Annotated in this window: 14 protein-coding genes; 4 read left to right on the top strand and 10 right to left on the bottom strand. The window is 63.1% G+C overall.

The window, feature by feature from the left end:
* Positions 1–451 precede the first annotated feature (451 nt).
* The 8 genes from R8871_RS08560 to phnS all read right to left on the bottom strand — a co-directional run bounded on the left by R8871_RS08560 (position 452) and on the right by phnS (position 8,661).
* Positions 452–1,012 carry a phosphonate degradation HD-domain oxygenase gene (locus tag R8871_RS08560; protein ID WP_175050044.1) on the bottom strand — a complete coding sequence of 187 codons (561 nt, stop codon included), beginning with the start codon at positions 1,010–1,012 and terminating at the stop codon, positions 452–454.
* A 4-nt stretch (positions 1,013–1,016) separates the two neighbouring features.
* Complete coding sequence (phnY, locus tag R8871_RS08565; protein WP_175050045.1) at positions 1,017–2,468, bottom strand: phosphonoacetaldehyde dehydrogenase; 1,452 nt, start codon at positions 2,466–2,468, stop codon at positions 1,017–1,019.
* The gene (gene phnA, locus R8871_RS08570; RefSeq protein ID WP_175050046.1) at positions 2,465–3,721 is read right to left on the bottom strand and encodes a phosphonoacetate hydrolase; all 1,257 of its coding nucleotides are present in this window, start codon (positions 3,719–3,721) and stop codon (positions 2,465–2,467) included. The genes phnY and phnA overlap by 4 nt, the downstream gene beginning before the upstream one ends.
* A 57-nt stretch (positions 3,722–3,778) precedes the next feature.
* On the bottom strand, positions 3,779–4,513 hold the full coding sequence (locus tag R8871_RS08575; RefSeq protein ID WP_175050047.1) for a phosphonate utilization associated transcriptional regulator: 735 nt from the start codon (positions 4,511–4,513) through the stop codon (positions 3,779–3,781).
* Positions 4,514–4,606: 93 nt separating this feature from the next.
* Positions 4,607–5,470, bottom strand: coding sequence for a 2-aminoethylphosphonate ABC transport system, membrane component PhnV (phnV, locus tag R8871_RS08580; protein WP_175050048.1), 864 nt, complete (start codon positions 5,468–5,470; stop codon positions 4,607–4,609).
* Positions 5,460–6,404 carry a 2-aminoethylphosphonate ABC transporter permease subunit gene (locus R8871_RS08585; RefSeq protein ID WP_175050049.1) on the bottom strand — a complete coding sequence of 315 codons (945 nt, stop codon included), beginning with the start codon at positions 6,402–6,404 and terminating at the stop codon, positions 5,460–5,462. Before R8871_RS08585 ends, phnV begins: the two co-directional genes overlap by 11 nt.
* Positions 6,382–7,482 (bottom strand): 2-aminoethylphosphonate ABC transport system ATP-binding subunit PhnT, encoded by a 1,101-nt coding sequence (gene phnT, locus R8871_RS08590; RefSeq protein WP_175050050.1) that lies wholly within the window; start codon positions 7,480–7,482, stop codon positions 6,382–6,384. The genes R8871_RS08585 and phnT overlap by 23 nt, the downstream gene beginning before the upstream one ends.
* A gap of 87 nt (positions 7,483–7,569) precedes the next feature.
* The gene (gene phnS, locus R8871_RS08595; protein WP_175050051.1) at positions 7,570–8,661 is read right to left on the bottom strand and encodes a 2-aminoethylphosphonate ABC transporter substrate-binding protein; all 1,092 of its coding nucleotides are present in this window, start codon (positions 8,659–8,661) and stop codon (positions 7,570–7,572) included.
* A 385-nt stretch (positions 8,662–9,046) separates the two neighbouring features.
* Between phnS and R8871_RS08600 the strand changes: the two genes are divergently transcribed.
* Positions 9,047–10,156 (top strand): 2-aminoethylphosphonate--pyruvate transaminase, encoded by a 1,110-nt coding sequence (locus R8871_RS08600; protein WP_175050677.1) that lies wholly within the window; start codon positions 9,047–9,049, stop codon positions 10,154–10,156.
* A 107-nt stretch (positions 10,157–10,263) separates the two neighbouring features.
* On the opposite strand, the gene R8871_RS08605 is transcribed toward R8871_RS08600, so the two are convergent.
* Positions 10,264–11,019: a DeoR/GlpR family DNA-binding transcription regulator gene (locus R8871_RS08605; RefSeq protein WP_169488938.1), complete on the bottom strand. Its 756-nt coding sequence runs from the start codon at positions 11,017–11,019 to the stop codon at positions 10,264–10,266.
* Positions 11,020–11,194: 175 nt separating this feature from the next.
* Between R8871_RS08605 and R8871_RS08610 the strand changes: the two genes are divergently transcribed.
* Positions 11,195–12,754 (top strand): ABC1 kinase family protein, encoded by a 1,560-nt coding sequence (locus tag R8871_RS08610; RefSeq protein ID WP_175050678.1) that lies wholly within the window; start codon positions 11,195–11,197, stop codon positions 12,752–12,754.
* Positions 12,755–12,827: 73 nt separating this feature from the next.
* On the top strand, positions 12,828–13,700 hold the full coding sequence (locus R8871_RS08615) for a DMT family transporter (protein ID WP_175050679.1): 873 nt from the start codon (positions 12,828–12,830) through the stop codon (positions 13,698–13,700).
* Positions 13,701–13,833: 133 nt separating this feature from the next.
* Here R8871_RS08615 and R8871_RS08620 read toward each other — a convergent pair whose 3' ends face one another.
* On the bottom strand, positions 13,834–14,850 hold the full coding sequence (locus R8871_RS08620) for a L,D-transpeptidase (RefSeq protein WP_246287498.1): 1,017 nt from the start codon (positions 14,848–14,850) through the stop codon (positions 13,834–13,836).
* A 416-nt stretch (positions 14,851–15,266) separates the two neighbouring features.
* On the opposite strand from R8871_RS08620, the gene nadE reads away from it, so the two are divergent.
* Positions 15,267–16,127 carry an ammonia-dependent NAD(+) synthetase gene (nadE, locus tag R8871_RS08625; RefSeq protein WP_175050053.1) on the top strand — a complete coding sequence of 287 codons (861 nt, stop codon included), beginning with the start codon at positions 15,267–15,269 and terminating at the stop codon, positions 16,125–16,127.
* Positions 16,128–16,140: the final 13 nt, after the last annotated feature.

The following is a 16,140-nucleotide window of genomic DNA, read 5'->3' on the forward strand; positions in this document are numbered from 1 at the left end:
AGTGTGAGACTTGATACTTTCGCTTCCGGCAGACCCCGAAGAGTCCACCGCCGCGTCGCGCATCAAGCGCCCACACTTATCGGCTGTTAATTTTTAAAGATCGATTACGCACTCACTACCGAACCCGCGCCCACTTCAACTACCCGGCACCGCTTCGTTCTGCGTCGCTGCATCAGCAGCAGAGAAACGAGATTATGAAGAACTTTCGCTACGCCGTCAACAGGTTTTTCTAACTTTCTCAACCCGCCCACATCGCGCAAAGCCTTGCCACTGCTGGCTCTCCCGCATCCCATGCCCCGGTGTCCGGAGCACGAAAGAGCGAGATTCTAGCGAGCCCGACCGCCCCTTGCAAGCGTTATTTTGATGCGCATGGATTGCGCCAGAAATGGCGCAAGAATTGAAAACGAGTGGCACAACAAGCTCACCCGAAGCCCCCCGAAAACCACCTCGTTCAGGCGGCCACGTGCTTCTGCATAACGCGCTCGACTACGCTCAAATAATGATCGAGCCCCGGCGTCGCACGGTTCTCTTCTTTCGCGCGGTCGTCCCATTTGCGCAGACGCAAGGCGTCTTCCGCGTAGGGCTTCTGCAGGAACATCTCAGCTTCTTCCTTGCTGAAGATACCGCCTTGCAATTCCAGACTCCGCACCGAATCAGCGGAAAGCTGGCCAAAGTATGCATCGTCGATTGCGCAGAGGCAGCGCTTGGCGTCGACGTGCAGCCGGATCGGCTCCAGCACCGCGTCCGACAACACCGGCCGCAAGAACGGCAGCGCAAAATACTGATGCAGATCGTCGATGCCCCGTTCCGTCGGCGTTTCGCCTTGCAGATTCAGCAGATGGCCGAGGTCATGCAGAAACGCCGCAGCGATGAGTTCATCGCCGGCACCTGCCTCTTCCGCCAGTGCGCCGCTTTGCAGCGCATGTTCAAGCTGCGTCACCGGCTCGCCGCTATAAGCGAGCTTGCCGTATTGCTCATATAACGAACGGATGTCGTTCAGACTCAATGCCACGTTCTTACTCCCACGGTAATGAAAAGGTCTTCAGATTGGTGAAGCTCTTCATCGCTTCCTGAACACCTTCCTTATAGCCAAGCCCGGAATCCTTGATGCCGCCGAACGGCGTCAGCTCGATCCTGTATCCCGGCACTTCCCACACGTTGACCGTCCCCACGCGCAATTCATTGATGAAGCGCGTGATCGCGTCCTGCCGGTTCGTGCATACACCGGACGACAACCCGAACGGCGTGCCGTTACTGATACGAATCGCGTCGTCGAGCGTATCGAAGGTAATGATCGGCGACACCGGGCCAAACGTTTCCTCGCGCACCAGTGTCATTGACGGGTCGACGCCATCCAGCACCGTCGGCGAATAAAGCGCGCCGTCGCGCTGGTTGCCGATGCGCAAGCGCGCGCCATTCGCCACTGCTTCGTTCACACGCGCCTCGAATAGTTGCGCCGCGGCGACGTCGATCACGGTGCCCATCTGATTGGACGCGTCGAACGGATCGCCATAGGTCCATGCGCGCGTCTTCTCCACGACCAGATCGGTGAAGTCCGCCGCGATGCTCTTCTGCACCAGCATCCGCTTGACTGCGGTACACCGCTGCCCGGAGTTCTTGTACGAACCCTGCACGGCCAGCGTCGCGGCACGATCGAGATCGGCGTCTTCGAGCACAATCAGCGGATCGTTGCCGCCCAGTTCCAGCACGACGCGCCGGTAAGCCGCCTTCGCCGCAATGTATTTACCGATCGCCACGCCACCGGTGAAAGTGACGAGATCGGCCAAAGGATGCGTAATCAGCTCGTCGGCGATTTCGCGCGGATCGCCGGTCAGCACCTGCAGCATTGGCGTCGGCAAACCCGCTTCATAAAGAATGTCCGCCAGATAAAACGCCGACAACGGCACCTTCTCCGACGGCTTCAGCACCACGCGATTATTGGTTGCAATAGCCGGCGCAATCTTGTGCGCGACCTGGTTCATCGGATGGTTGAACGGCGTAATCGCGACGATCACACCCGCCAACGGCTCACGCTGCGAAAACACCCGGCGCTTCTTGCCATGCGGCGTGAGATCGCAGGAAAAACTCTGCCCGTCGTCGCGCAAGGCTTCGATCGAGGCGAACTTGAACACATCGGCGACGCGGCCGATCTCATAGCGCGAATCCTGCTTCGACAAACCCGACTCGAGCGAAATCAGGTCAGAAGCTTCCTCGGTCCGCTCCCGCAGCAATGCCGCAGCACGTTCGAGAATCTGCGAGCGCTCGTAGCGCGTGAGCTTCGCCTGATAGGCCGCGGCGTATTCGAACGCGGCGCGCACGTCGTCGATGCTCGCCAGCGGGACCGTGCCCACCCGCGTCCCTGTATAAGGATCGAACACGTCGAGCGTGCGCGAGCGCATCGCGCGCTCGCCTTTGAGCCGCAGTGCTTCCGCCCGAAATGCCGGATGGTCCCGCAGCACGGCGTTCATGATGGCGACACGTGATTCAAAGCGACGTCGAAGATATCGAAGTTGCGCAACCGTTTCCCGGAAGGCAAACCCTCGACGCGGCGATTGAACAGCAACGGCACTTCCTGCTCGGAAATACCGCCGTGCGAGCGCAACGGCACGGTCAGTCCGGACAGATCGTGCTCATCGCGACGCGTGCCGAGCACCACATGCCGCGTACTGACCACGACAATATCGCCAACGCGGTCATTCGGCAGCTCGAAACGCTCGCAAGCGGCGCGATTGTCGAGCACGACTTCAATGCCCTGCAATCCGCCAATCCGCTCGATCACCTGCGTAACGCTCACATCGTGCGGCAGGTAAATCGTCGCGAACGAACCGAGCGCGCCGTGATGCACGACATAGGGATCGGTAATCGGCAAGATGACGCGCGCGCGGCGAACACCAAGCCAATCGTCCAGCACGTCCTGCAGATAGATGACATTCGGCTCGCCGGTCTTCAGATCGTGCTTGGCGTTCATGCCATGGTCGGCAGTGAGGCCGATCACCCAACCGAGCGCATCGAGTTTGGCGAGGTAGCCATCCATCATCGCGTAAAACGCATTTGCGCCTTCAGTGCCTGGCGCCCATTTATGTTGAATGTAATCGGTGGTCGACAGATACATCAGGTCGAGCTTGCGGGTTTCAGCAAGCCTCACACCGGCGGCGAACACGAACTCGGACAAACCCGCGCTATACACATCGGGCAACGGCAAGCCGACCAGATCGAGCACCTCGTCGATGCCGTTTTCTTCGCGCGTCACCTTGTCGGCTTTTTCCGCCGAGAAGCAGATGCCCTTCAATTGCCAGCCGAGCAGCCGGCGCAGCTTGTCTTTCGCGGTGACCACAGCAACCGCCGCGCCCGCTTCCGCCGCGGCAGCCAGCAAGGTCCCTGCGCGGAGATAGGCCGGATCGTTCATCATCACTTCCGCGCCTTCGCCGCCGTTCGCGTCCGGATCCCAGAAGTAATTGCCGCAAATGCCGTGCACCGAGGGCGGCACACCGCACACGATCGAAAGATTATTCGGGTTGGTGAACGACGGAATTACGCAGTCGCCCTTGAAGGCCGCGCCGCCCTTGAGCATCTTGCCGATGAATGGCGCGACGCCGGCCGCGACCGCGGCTTCGAGATAATCGTATTCGCAGCCGTCGACACACACGACGACCGTGGGTTGCGATGGCAGCCGGTAACTGCGGCCGTTGACTTCGATCGTACGTTCGCTTGCGTTTGCCATTGTTACCTTCCATCCGTTGAGAGCACGCGTGCTCCAGTCAATCCATTGCAGCCAGTCTCAATCGTTCGATGCCGCCGACATCCGCACCGCGCCCAACGACCCCGCCGGTTCGCACGCCTCACGCGCGCGCTGCAACCCGCCGTTCACATGCGCATGCATCAGCGCCGCGGCATGTTCGGCGTCGCGCGAGCCCAGCGCCGTCAGAATCGCGCGATGCTCAGTGAGCGAGCGTTCCATCGCATCGGCATGCACCACCAGCGCGGCGCGACGAAACAGACTCAACTCGCTCACCAGCCTTCGATACGTCTCATACAACTTCAGATTGCCTGACGCCGCCACGATCGCATCGTGAAACGCCACGTTGGCGCGCGCGTAAGCATCGTGATCCTGCGCGTCGAGCGCGGCGCGCATTGCGTCGAGCCACTCGCGCAACACCGCAAGCTTCTGCGCATCGATACGCGAAGCCAGCATCCGGCAGGCCGCCTCTTCAAGCACCGCGCGCACCGCATAAATCTCGTCCGCTTCCGCGAGCGACACCGTCCGCACGAACACGCCGCGGTTTTTCTCGGTGCGCACGAGACCCGCCTGCTCCAGCGCGCGAAACGCCTCGCGCACCGGCCCGCGCGACACTTGCAGACGCGCGGCCCAGTCGGCTTCGTTGAGTTTGTCGCCAGGTGCGATCGCCCCTTCGATGATGTGCCGTTCGATTTCGTCGCGGACCAGCGTCGTCAGCGAATGCCTGCGCACAACCTCAATCGGATCGACAGAAGCAGTTTGCATATATTCGGTCATTTTGACAAATTTCGCCACATCGATATGTGTTTGCGTGTTTGCGCGGCCGCCGCCTGGCAGGCGCACGCAAACACAACAATCAGAAGGTGCTCGTCAGTCCACCCGACGGCGCGGGACACGCGCCGCGATCAGCAGCAGCGCAGCAAGCGAGACCAGCAGCAGAATCAGCGACAACGCGGAGGCCGGCAGGTAATACCCGCGCTCCACCTGCCCGACCACCACGATCGGCACCGTCGCAAAGCCCGGCGGATAAACAGTGAGCGTCGCGCCGAGTTCGCCGAGCGAGAGCGCAAAGCCGAGTGCGAGACTCGCGCGTATTGCCGGCACCAGTTGCGGCAGCACGACGCCACGCAGCACCATCGACGGTGGCGCACCCAGGCTCGCCGCCGCTTCGCGCAGAATGGTCAGTTCCGGACGCAACGCGGCGGCCGCGCAGCGGTAGCAGAACGGCAGCACCAGCGCGAGCTGCACAAACACGACGATGGCCGCCGAGCTCGACAGATCGAGCGGGCGCTTGTGGTACGCGATCAGCACGGCCAACCCGAGCACCACGCTCGGCACGCCGTTGGGCATCATCGCGATGGTGTCGACGAACGCGCCAAGACCACGCCGGTCACGGCCTTCGAGCGCCAGTGCCAGCCACAGCCCGAGAATCGTGCCGAGCACGGCCACACCCATGCCGATGCCGAGGCTTGTAGTCAGCGCGTCGAAGTCGCTGGAACCGAGCCGCTCGAACCAGCGCGTGCTGAGGCTGTCCGGCAGAATCGTGCCCGACCAGTGCCCGGCCACGCTCGACAGCGCGACCACCAGCACCGGCAAGACGAACAGCCAGAAGCACAGCAACGCGGCAAAGCCGAGAAACAGACTGCCGAGTATGCGCACCGGCAGACTGCGGCGCACCGGCCGCGCCTTCTTGTGCATAACCGGCAAAACGGTTGGGTCGAGTTCAACGGCCATGGCCCGCTCCTTTCACCTTGCGACGGTTGACCTGGCGGTACAACGCGTACAGCGACAACGACATGATCAGCATCACGACTGCGCCGGCGGCGGCGGTCGGCAGATCCAGGTCGACGGTCGCCGAGCTGTAGATCGCGACCGGCAGCGTAATCAGATGCGCGCTGCCGAGCACGAGCAGAATGCCGAACTCGTTCAACGTCAGCAGAAAACACAGGATCGTGCCAGCGGCGATGCCTGGCCACGCGAGCGGCAGGATCACCTTGAACGCAACCATCCAGCCGCTCGCGCCGAGACTGCGGGCGGCTTCGATCAGACGCATGTCGAGCGTGGCGAACGACGCCAGCGTAGGACGCACAACAAACGGCGCGTAGAAGACCACTTCCGCGAGAATCACGCCGCCCACGCCGAACAGGAAATTGAGCGGCGGCGCCTCGAGATGAAACAGCTGCTGCAAGGCGATGCTGACCGAGCCTTGCGAGCCGTACAGAAAGATCAGCGTGAACGCGACCAGAAACGACGGGAACGCGACGAACAGTTCAAGAAACCGCGTGACCATGCGCGCGCCGGGAAACGGCTTGAAGAACAATAGCGACGCGAGGCCGATACCGAGCAACGATGCGAGCCCGGCGCTCACGCACAGAATCCACAGCGTGGTGCCGACTACGCCGCGCGTTTCCGGATTGCCGAAAAACGTCGAGTAAGCCTGCAGACTCAAACCGTGCGGACCGGTGAAACTCAGCAGCACGAGACGCACGAGCGGATAGATCACGAGCGGACCCAGCACGACCACCGCAAGAAACAGCAGGTGCCATTGCGCCGCGCGTTCGCGTCGCTTCACCGCCGCCGTGTGCGAGGCCGCGCTCGCGCTGCGGCGGGCGTCAGCAGCAGCTTCGCTGATCGAATTGGGGGTATCAGGGGTTGATAAGGACGACATCGTCAGCCTCATAACGCAGGGAAACACGCGCGCCCTTCTCCGGCATCATGCCGTGACCGCGCTGCATGGTGACCAGCACGGGCTCGTTAGGCATCGCGTCCAGAGCGACCGACACCGACAGCACCGCGCCGTACCATTCGACCGACGCAATCGCGCCATGCAATTGCCCCTCGCCAAGCGGCACGATGCGCAGCGCTTCAGGACGCAGACAGGCCACCCGCTCGCGCTCGTTGTAGCGCACGTCGTCCATGCCGAATGCCACCTGCGGCGGCAACAGATTGGCCGCGCCCAGATAGCGCGCGACGAAACCGTCGTTCGGCGTGTCGTACAACTGTTGCGGCGTGCCGAGTTGGGCGATGCGACCTTCGCGCATCAGCAGCGTGCGGTCGGACAGCACCAGCGCGTCGTCCTGATCGTGCGTCACGCAGACGATCGTCAGATTCGGCAGGCGCTCGTGCAGCGCCTTCAGTTCGGAACGCACCGAGGCGCGCAGATTGGCGTCGAGTGCGGAAAGCGGTTCGTCGAGCAACAACACATCGGGTTCGATCACGAGCGCGCGCGCGAGCGCCACGCGCTGCTGCATGCCGCCCGACAATTGCGCCGGCATGTGATGACCGGCGTCGCCCAGCTGCACGAGCTTCAACGCGTCGGCGACACGTCGCGCGACATCCTTCGAAGGCGTGCGGCGCGCACGCAAGCCGAACGCCACGTTGTCGAATACCGATAAATGCGGGAACAGCGCATAGCTCTGGAACAGCAAGCCGAGATTGCGCTTATGCGGCGGCACGTGCGTCAGGTCGTGACCGGCGACGGTCAAGGTGCCCGACAATCCGTCCGCTTCAATGAACCCGGCGATGAAGCGCAACAGCGTGGTCTTGCCGCAACCGCTGCGGCCGAGCACGGTGAGCAATTCGCCGCGCTGAATGGTCAGCGACAGATCGTCGAGCACGGTGCGCGTTCCGAAACGCACCGTCAGATGGTCGATCTGCACGCCGCCCGGCGTGTTCGAACGCGCGCCGTCGAGCGCGTCCGGTGAGGCGCCGAGCGCGCCTGGGTGAGCAAGACTGGCCGTATTCACCGGGTTCATCCTCCAACTGGATTAATGCTGATGCGGCGCCCCGCACGAATGCGGGAGGCGCCGCCTGATTCAATTGCAAATTGCGGCTTACTTCGGCTTGACGACTTCGAGTTGCTTGCCCGACGAACCGATCACATCGCTCTTCCAACGTGCCGTCCAGTCAGCCTTCTTCGCCATCACTTGCGTCCAGTCCACCGGGATCAGCGTGACGCCGGCGATCGCCTTCTTGACTGCTTCGCCGTTCTTGCCGGCGAGCGGCACGTCCGTGCGGCCCGGGATACCGAAGATGTCCGGCACCTTGGATTGCACGTCGGTCGACATCAGGTAGTCGATCAGCTTCTTGCCTTCAGCCTGGTTCGGGCCGTTCTTGATCAGTCCGATCGCGTACGGCAGCTGGAACGTGGTCGGCTTGCCGCCGGCGCTGGCTGCAAGGAAGATCGGCTTGAGCGACAGACCGCCGTTCGCTGCATCGTCCAGATCCATCTGCAGGTCGCCGTTCGCGAAGGCGATTTCGTTACGCGAGAGCAGCACGTCGAGGTAGCCCGTGCCCTTGGTGTGGAACTTGGCGCTCTCTTCGAGCTTCTTCAGATAGTCGAACGCCTTGTCTTCGCCCATCAACGACGTGGTCAGAATGATCACGGCCATACCGTCGCCAGCCGTGGCCGGGTTCGAGTAGGCGACCTTGCCGGTGTAGTCCGGGTGCAGCAGGTCGGCGAAGGTCTTCGGCTGGTTCTTGGTGACGTCCGGGTTGATCGCGAACGAGAAGTAGTTGTTCACGAAAGTCGCCCACGAACCGTTCGGCGCCTTGGCGATCGCCGGCACGTTCTTGTAGTTGGCGCTCTCATAAGCCTGCAGCAGGCCGCTCTGATCGGCTTGCTGGATGAACGGCGGCAACGTGACGATCACGTCGGCCTTCGGCTGATCCTTCTCGATGGTGGCGCGGTTCACCACTTCGCCGCTACCTGCCGTGACGATGTTGACCTTCACACCTTCCTTCTTTTCGAAGGCCGGCAGCACATCCTTATAGAGGTTTTCGAGGCCGTCGGCGGTGTACAGCACCACTGCGTCAGCCGCATGGGCCTGCATCGCCGTGCCGCCGAATGCTGCCGCGGCGATCAGCGCCGGCAACAGTTTGCGTGCGAGGCCAGCCGTGGCGTGAAGGGAATTCGTCTTTGTCATGTCGCTCTCTCCGAAAGGCAAAAAACCAGACGGTCGGGATATCCCGATACCTGTTGTGATTGAACGGCGGTAGCGCCGCGCCGCTTGCGTGTTGCCCGCAGCCAGTTACCGTGCAGTTTCGCCCGAATTCACCCGAATTCGCGCGGATTGCAGATTGCCGACAACTTTGCTGCTTCTTCTCCAGCCTGACTTACAGCTCATCTACGAGACTCGCGCTGCCGGCCATGCCTGAACGGGCACGGCAAGGATCACAGGTTTCCATGACAACGCCATGACGATTCTGTCGAATTCCAACAATTGACACAATTCGCCAATAATATCCAAAACAATCTTTTCGTCACCCTGCCCGGGCGACGGACATTCATCTGATGATGGAGGCGCTGTGATTCCTGGAAACGATCCAATCCTGCTGACCCCAGGTCCGCTGAGCACTGCGCCGCAAACCCGCGAGGCGATGCTGCGCGACTGGGGCTCGTGGGACGCCGCGTTCAACCGTATGACACATAGCGTGTGCGCCGACCTCGTCAAAATCGTACATGGTGAAAATGACTATGTTTGCGTGCCGCTTCAAGGCAGCGGCACGTTCGCGGTCGAAGCGGCGCTCGGCACGCTCGTGCCGCGCCAAGGTTGCGTGCTGGTTCCGAACAACGGCGCGTATTGTGCCCGTCTGATCCGAATATTGCAGCGTATGGGGATCGCTTATGTGGAACTGACGCTGCGCGAGGACGAGCCAGTCGGCGCGGCCGCCATCGAAGACGCCCTCAACCGCGAATCGCGAATTACTCATGTTGCGCAGGTCCACCTGGAAACGAGCGCCGGCCTGCTCAATCCGCTCGACGATATCGCCGCGGTGTGTCAGCGGCACGGCAAAAGCCTGATCGTCGACGCGATGAGCTCGTTCGGCGCGCTGCCGATCGATTTACGGCGCGGCGGCATCGATGCGTTGATCTCGGCGAGCGGCAAATGTCTGGAAGGCGTGCCGGGCATGGGATTCGTGATTGTGCGGCGCAGCGTGCTGGAGCGCAGCGAAGGACGCTCGCCGTCGCTCGCACTGGATCTGTACGATCAATACGTCTATATGGAGAAGACGACGCAGTGGCGCTTCACGCCGCCGACTCATGTGGTCGCGGCTTTGCGTCAGGCGCTGGATCAGTTCTTCGCGCAAGGGGGACAAGCGGCTCGCGGCGCGCGCTATACGCAGAATTGCGCGGCCTTGATAAGCGGCATGAAAGCGCTCGGCTTCGAACCGCTTCTGAAACCCGACGTGCAGGCGCCGGTGATCGTCACCTTCTATGCGCCGCGCGACCCCGCGTGGAATTTTGCAAACTTTTATGCCGCCGTGCGCGAGGCGGGTTACGTGCTGTATCCCGGCAAGCTGACGCAAGTGGACACGTTCCGCGTGGGTTGCATCGGCGCGATCGACGCGGACGAATTGCGTAACGCGGTGGCCGCGATCGACCGTACGCTGAAATGGCTTGGGATTCGCGTCAAGTGACGTGGCGGCTGCGGAGCAGCCGTGGCGCGCAGATATGCGAGGCGCTCGCTCATGCGCCCGCGGCGCCAGCCGCCCGGGTGCTCGGGTGGCTCCGCGGGCGCAGCCGCTCAGGCGATCAGGATTTCCGGCCCGTGCGCCGTGATCGCCTTGCCGAGCGCTTTCTCCGGCGCCAGCTCGGTGACGAGATAACGCGCCGATTCGATACCGTTGATGCGTACCGGCGTCACGCGCCCGAACTTCGAGTGGTCGGCGACCACCACCACGGTGTCGGCGGCGGCGATCATACGGCTGCGCACTTCGGCGGCCATGCGGCTGTAGTCGGTCAGGTAGCCGTCCGGCGAAATGCCGCCCGCGCCGATGAAGGCGAAGTCCGCGTGGTACTGCGTCAGTTGATGAACCGTGTCGAGGCCGAAGGTAGCGTCTTCGATATCCGACAGTTCGCCGCCGAGCAGCGTCACGCGGTTATCGTTGCGGCGGCCTAGCAGCAGCGCGATACGCCAGTCGTTCGTATAGACGGACAGGCGGTGCCGGTCGAGCAGCGCACGGGCCACCGCTTGCGTGGTGCTGCCCGAATCGATGATCAGCGAGGCGCCGTCCGGCACGAACTCGGCCGCGCGTTCGCCGATCGCCCGCTTGGCGCCGGCGTTGGCGGCTTCGCGCGTATCGAGGTCGGGCTCGCGCCGGTCGCTGGATAGCGCGCCGCCGTGGGTCGTGACGAGCAGACCGCGCCCGGCCAGTGCATTCAGATCGCGGCGGATCGTCTCGCGCGACACATTCAGTTCGCGCACCAGTTCAGCGACCGAGAGCGCGCCGGTTTTGGCGACCTGCGCCAGGATGTATTGGTGACGTTGTTCTGCGAGCATCTATTGGAGGCCGGGAGCCGGCACGCTTGGGTTTCGCCACGGTTGGAGAAGGCCGGCGTATTGTATTACGCGTGGCGCGGGGATGCTCCTCTTGCCGCGCTTACCTGCTAACCTGAACGCCCTGGCCGCGCGCCGACGCCTGTCGAAGCCGCGTAGTCCGTCAACCGAACTGCCGATGCCGCCACTGTTTCGCCGTTTACTGCTGCTGTTCCACGCGTTGCGTTATGGCGCACGCCTGATCTGGCTTGCCGCCCCATCCGACCACAAACTGCACTGGATGATCGAGCTGATCGGCCGTGTGCACGCTGCCGGGCGCAGCGGCGCGAGCCTGCACGGCGTGCTGCCCGCGCTCGGGCCGCTCGCGAGCCGCTTTGCGCAGACCCTGGCCGAACGGCCCGAACTCGCGAGCGGCACCCTGCACGACGCCATGGATGCAATCGATCATCTCGAAGCCCCGCTGCCGCCGCTGGAATCCGAACAGGCTTTGGCACGCGCATTCGGCCGGCCCCTCGCCACGATCTTCAGCGCCGTCGATCTGGTGCCGGTGCGCGGCGGCTTTGCCGAGCAGACGCACTTCGCGCGGCTCATCGTGCCGGTCAACGGCCATAGCGAAGTGGCCATCAAGCTGGTGCGCGCCGATCAGTTGCAACAGATCGGCGACGAGCTCGCGCTTCTGCGCTGGGTCGCGCGCTGGCTGGAAAAACTTTCCGGCTCGGCCCGCCGCCTGCAACTGCGGACCTTGGCGCAGACCTTCACCGACGACATCCAGCGCCGTTTCGATCTACGTGCCGAGGCCGCCAATCTGAGCCAGACCGGCCATCATTTCGACGGCGACCGGCGCATCGTCGTGCCGGCCGTAATCTGGGACCTGTGCACCAACCAGACGCTGACGATGCAACGCGTCAGCACCCTGGCCGCCAGCGACCTGCCCGGCCTGCATTTGCATCACGTCAAGCTTGCGCCGCTGGCCGCGCATATCGTCGAGGTGGTGACCGAACAGGCATTCGAGCACGGCTTCTTTCACGCGACGCTCGATGCGCGCAAGGTGCGCGTGAGCATCGAACCGGACACACTGGGACGCCTCGTGCTGGCAGAGTTTTCGAACATGTCGAGTCTGTCGACCGGCGAGCGCGAATTCTTCGTACACGGCGCGACTGCCCTGTTCGACCAGGACTATGGCCGTCTCGCCGAACTGCATCGCGACGCCGGCCACGTGTCCGACGACACGCGCAAGGAGATGCTCGAAGCCGAGTTGCGCACGCGCGCCGAAGCGCACTTCGCAGACGCGCCCGAGGACCGCTCGGCGGGTTCGCTGTTTCACCATCTGCTGCACGCGGTGCATCCGTTCGACGGCGCCGTGTCCGGACGGCTCGCCACCGCGCAGCGCTCGTTCCAGCAGGCGGAAATGCTCGCGCGTGCGCTGCACCCGGGCGTCGATACGTGGAATGTCACACGCGGCGTGCTGGCGGGCATAGCGCAGCGCGATATGGATCATCGCGGATGGATCAAGCGCATTTCGCGCGAGTTGCCACATCTGGCGCATATGCTGCCGCGCGTGCCGCAACTGGCCGTGCGCTATCTGCAGCATGAGCACGATCGCGCCCGCACCCCGCAGCAGAATGCACAGTTGATGGTGGATATCAGCCGTGAATATCGGCGTACGCGTGTGCTGCTGTGGGCCTGCGCGGTGTGCGGCGGCGTACTCGGCGTGGGGACAGTATTGCTGATGTGGTGATGATTGCAGCTTCGAACAAGACGTGCGTCTCGCGTCCAGGCAAGATGGCGGCTTTTCACGTTACCCGTTCCCGATGCTCGCCTCCTCGATCGCCGCCGTATTCGTCGTGTTGTGGTCGACCGGTTTCGTGGTCGCCCGGGCGATCACACCGTATGCCGATCCCAGTCTGTTCCTGCTCGCGCGCTTCGGCGGCACCGCGCTGATATTCGCGCTTGCGGCGCTCGCTGCACGCGCCGCCTGGCCGACCGGCCGCGATCTGGGCAAGCACCTGATAGCGGGCGCGCTGCTGCAAGGCGTCTATCTCGGCGCAGGCTACTGGGCTGTCGCACAGGGGTTGAGCGCTGGTGTGATGGCCTTGCTCGGCGCGCTGCAGCCGCTTGCGACTGCAGCCGTCGCGGCCCCGCTATTCGGTGAGCGGCTTTCGCGCCGTGGCTGGACCGGCATGGCGCTCGGCCTCGCCGGCGTCGTGCTGGTTCTCGAACCGAAACTCGCCGCGGCCACGCCGCCCACCCAACATGGCGACGCGCCGCCGTGGCTCGTCGTGCTTATTTCGATCCTCGCGATCGGCGCGATCACCGCAGGCACACTGTTTCAGAAGACTTCGCTGGCAAAGGCCGATATCCGCAGCGCAAGTGCAGTGCAAAACTTCGGCGCGGCAGTCGTTGCGGCAATGCTTGCGCTGGCGCTCGGCGAGCATCGCTGGATTGCATCGGCCACTTTGTGGGGGTCACTGGCGTGGGGCATCGTGATGCTGTCCGGAATCAGCGTCACCTTACTGGTGTGGATGGTCAGGCGCGGCGATGCGGCGCGCGCCACTGCGCTCATGTTTCTCGCGCCGCCACTCGCCGCGCTCGAGGGGTATGTTGGCTTCGGTGAAACGCTGCTGCCGGTGCAGATCGCTGGATTTGCGGTGGCGCTGGTGGGCGTGGTGCTGGCGCGGTCGTGACGTTTTTTTGATCGGCGCAGACCGGCCTGCGTCGGTCAATGCGCGCTCGTCACGCGTTCTGGGTGGCATCGCCGCGCGAACGCGGTCAGTTCGATATCGGCTCAGCAGCTTCGCCCGTCGCTCAATCCGCCACTCAATCCGCTGTATCGGCGCCGGCGGGCACTTTCGCTCGCACCTTGCTGCCCGGGGCCGGCGCCCAGGCCGGGCGGCTCTTGCGCGCCGAATCCACCACGACAATGTAGCGCCCCGCCCACGGCGTCACCTGGCGATCGCTTTTCAATACCCACAGCGATTTGCCGGACTCGACGAGCGCGACATACTCAGCGTCGAGAATGCCGTAGTGGTCGATAAACGCATTGAGCGACGCGGGGATCCGCACGCAGCCCTTCGAATGGCGAATACCGAGCAGTGGCTCGAGCCGGTCCGGATCGGTGGCGTGCATCTGGAAACGCATCTGCGACATGCCGCCCTTGCCCCATCCTCGCTCGCCCTGCGCCCAGCCGAGGTCGAAGATCCGCATGTCGCGCTTGCCGTAGCCGCGGATGTGGTTCTCGTTCAGCGTGCCTTCGGAGCGAAAATCCATGTTGGACGGCGTATGTTCAAACACGCCGAGCGGCGTGATGAAGTGGTCGTACTCGCCAGGCCGGCCCGTTGAGACCGGCGACGCGCCGATCATCTGCCAGCTGTCGGCCGGCGTTGCCCGGAAATAGATGAACAGCGCCTGCACATTGGCGTTGCGATCCACCACAACGACGTACTCGCCCGACAGGTTGCCGAGCATGTGTTCGCCGAGCGCCATTTGCAGACGGTCGGCATAGGCGCGCTGTTCCGCGGCCGACACTTTCAGCCGGCGCGCGACGTCTTGCGCGAACACCTCACGCAGCAGGAACGCGCGACGTGGGTCGACCACGCCGGCCGCATCGGGCGCGGCAACGGCCGAGGCGTCGACCGCGCGCGCCGGGTGGTTCGCCACTACGGATGCCGATGGCCGTGCAGACGTAGCGCCCGACGCCGAGGCCGGTCCCGTACCCGACGCCGCAACGGCAACGCCACATGACATCGCGCAAAAGATAGCCCCGAGCACGCGCGCCAGATAGCGCACTGAACGAGGGGCGCACGCGAAACGCGGCACGAAGCGTAAACCTGACATACACACCGCTTCACTTCGACGATCTACCGATGCGGAAGTACTGCGGTCCGGTGCAGGCTGGCCAGGCCAATTGGGGTAGTTCATCGCGTATTTGAGCAAACCTGATTATTATTGACTGCTCGCCGGCTCATGCGGCGCTCGGAACGAGGATGTTACTAAGCGCATTGGCATCTGTCGATGAAGACTCGGCCAATTCACCCAAATCACCGCATTAACAACCGATATTCAACGCTCTGCGCCTCGGTTTTAAAAGCAGCGCAAAGTGAATTGAAAGCCAATATCCACGATAAAACTGCAAAACCGATTTGCCGCGACATGCTCGCGGATTCGACTCATACGTGGACCGGTCGCTTATGCAATCAGCGCGAGCGTTCATGGTTGACACTTGCGTTACCGCACATGGAGGAAAGAGGAACATGACGCAACAGGACCCAGCCGCACGCCAGGCAAGCATCGCAGCGGAAATGCACATCGCCGCCGAGTTCGACGCCGCACAGGAAATCGAGCGCCGGGTCGCCTTCCTGGCGAACTATCTGCGCAGCAACGGCCTGAAAACTTACGTGCTCGGTATCAGCGGCGGCGTCGATTCAACTACCGCTGGCCGGCTTGCACAACTCGCGGTCGAGCGGCTGCGCGCCGAACATTACGACGCGCGTTTCGTCGCGATCCGTTTGCCTTATGGCGTGCAAAAAGATGAAGCCGACGCGCAGCAGGCCTTAAGCTTTATTCGCGCGGACGAAAATCTCACCATCGACATCAAACCCGCCGCCGATGCAATGCTCACCGCGCTGGACAACAGCGGCGTGCGATTTAACGACGATTCACAGCAGGATTTCGTCCACGGCAATATCAAGGCGCGCCAGCGAATGATCGCGCAATACGCGGTTGCCAGCGCGCGGGCGGGCGTGGTGATCGGCACGGATCACGCGGCCGAATCGGTAATGGGATTTTTCACTAAGTTCGGCGACGGCGGCGCCGACGTGCTGCCGCTCACCGGCCTGAACAAGCGTCGCGTGCGGGCACTGTCCAAAGCCCTGGGCGCACCCGAATCGCTGGCGCACAAGGTGCCGACCGCCGACCTGGAAATGTTGCGTCCACAACGACCTGACGAAGACGCGTACGGTATCCCTTACGACGATATCGATGACTTTCTGGAGGGCAAACCGGTAAGCGACGCAGCGCGCGAAACGGTCCTGCGCTTCTACGACGTCACACGCCACAAGCGGGCGCTGCCCTACACGCCGTTCGATTGGCCGGTAAAGACAGGCGGGGAATGAAAAAAGGGAAGTA

Origin of the sequence: Paraburkholderia sediminicola (assembly GCF_902859805.1) — a bacterium.
In the GTDB taxonomy this organism is placed as follows: domain Bacteria; phylum Pseudomonadota; class Gammaproteobacteria; order Burkholderiales; family Burkholderiaceae; genus Paraburkholderia; species Paraburkholderia sediminicola.

What these genes read in the sequence shown, in the direction of transcription:
- R8871_RS08620 (WP_246287498.1), bottom strand. Translation starts at nt 14,850, where the DNA reads ATGTCAGGTTTACGCTTCGTGCCGCGTTTCGCGTGCGCCCCTCGTTCA.
- R8871_RS08615 (WP_175050679.1), top strand. Translation starts at nt 12,828, where the DNA reads ATGCTCGCCTCCTCGATCGCCGCCGTATTCGTCGTGTTGTGGTCGACC.
- phnV (WP_175050048.1), bottom strand. Translation starts at nt 5,470, where the DNA reads ATGGCCGTTGAACTCGACCCAACCGTTTTGCCGGTTATGCACAAGAAG.
- nadE (WP_175050053.1), top strand. Translation starts at nt 15,267, where the DNA reads ATGACGCAACAGGACCCAGCCGCACGCCAGGCAAGCATCGCAGCGGAA.
- R8871_RS08610 (WP_175050678.1), top strand. Translation starts at nt 11,195, where the DNA reads ATGCCGCCACTGTTTCGCCGTTTACTGCTGCTGTTCCACGCGTTGCGT.
- phnS (WP_175050051.1), bottom strand. Translation starts at nt 8,661, where the DNA reads ATGACAAAGACGAATTCCCTTCACGCCACGGCTGGCCTCGCACGCAAA.
- R8871_RS08585 (WP_175050049.1), bottom strand. Translation starts at nt 6,404, where the DNA reads ATGTCGTCCTTATCAACCCCTGATACCCCCAATTCGATCAGCGAAGCT.
- phnY (WP_175050045.1), bottom strand. Translation starts at nt 2,468, where the DNA reads ATGAACGCCGTGCTGCGGGACCATCCGGCATTTCGGGCGGAAGCACTG.
- R8871_RS08605 (WP_169488938.1), bottom strand. Translation starts at nt 11,019, where the DNA reads ATGCTCGCAGAACAACGTCACCAATACATCCTGGCGCAGGTCGCCAAA.
- phnA (WP_175050046.1), bottom strand. Translation starts at nt 3,721, where the DNA reads ATGGCAAACGCAAGCGAACGTACGATCGAAGTCAACGGCCGCAGTTAC.
- R8871_RS08575 (WP_175050047.1), bottom strand. Translation starts at nt 4,513, where the DNA reads ATGACCGAATATATGCAAACTGCTTCTGTCGATCCGATTGAGGTTGTG.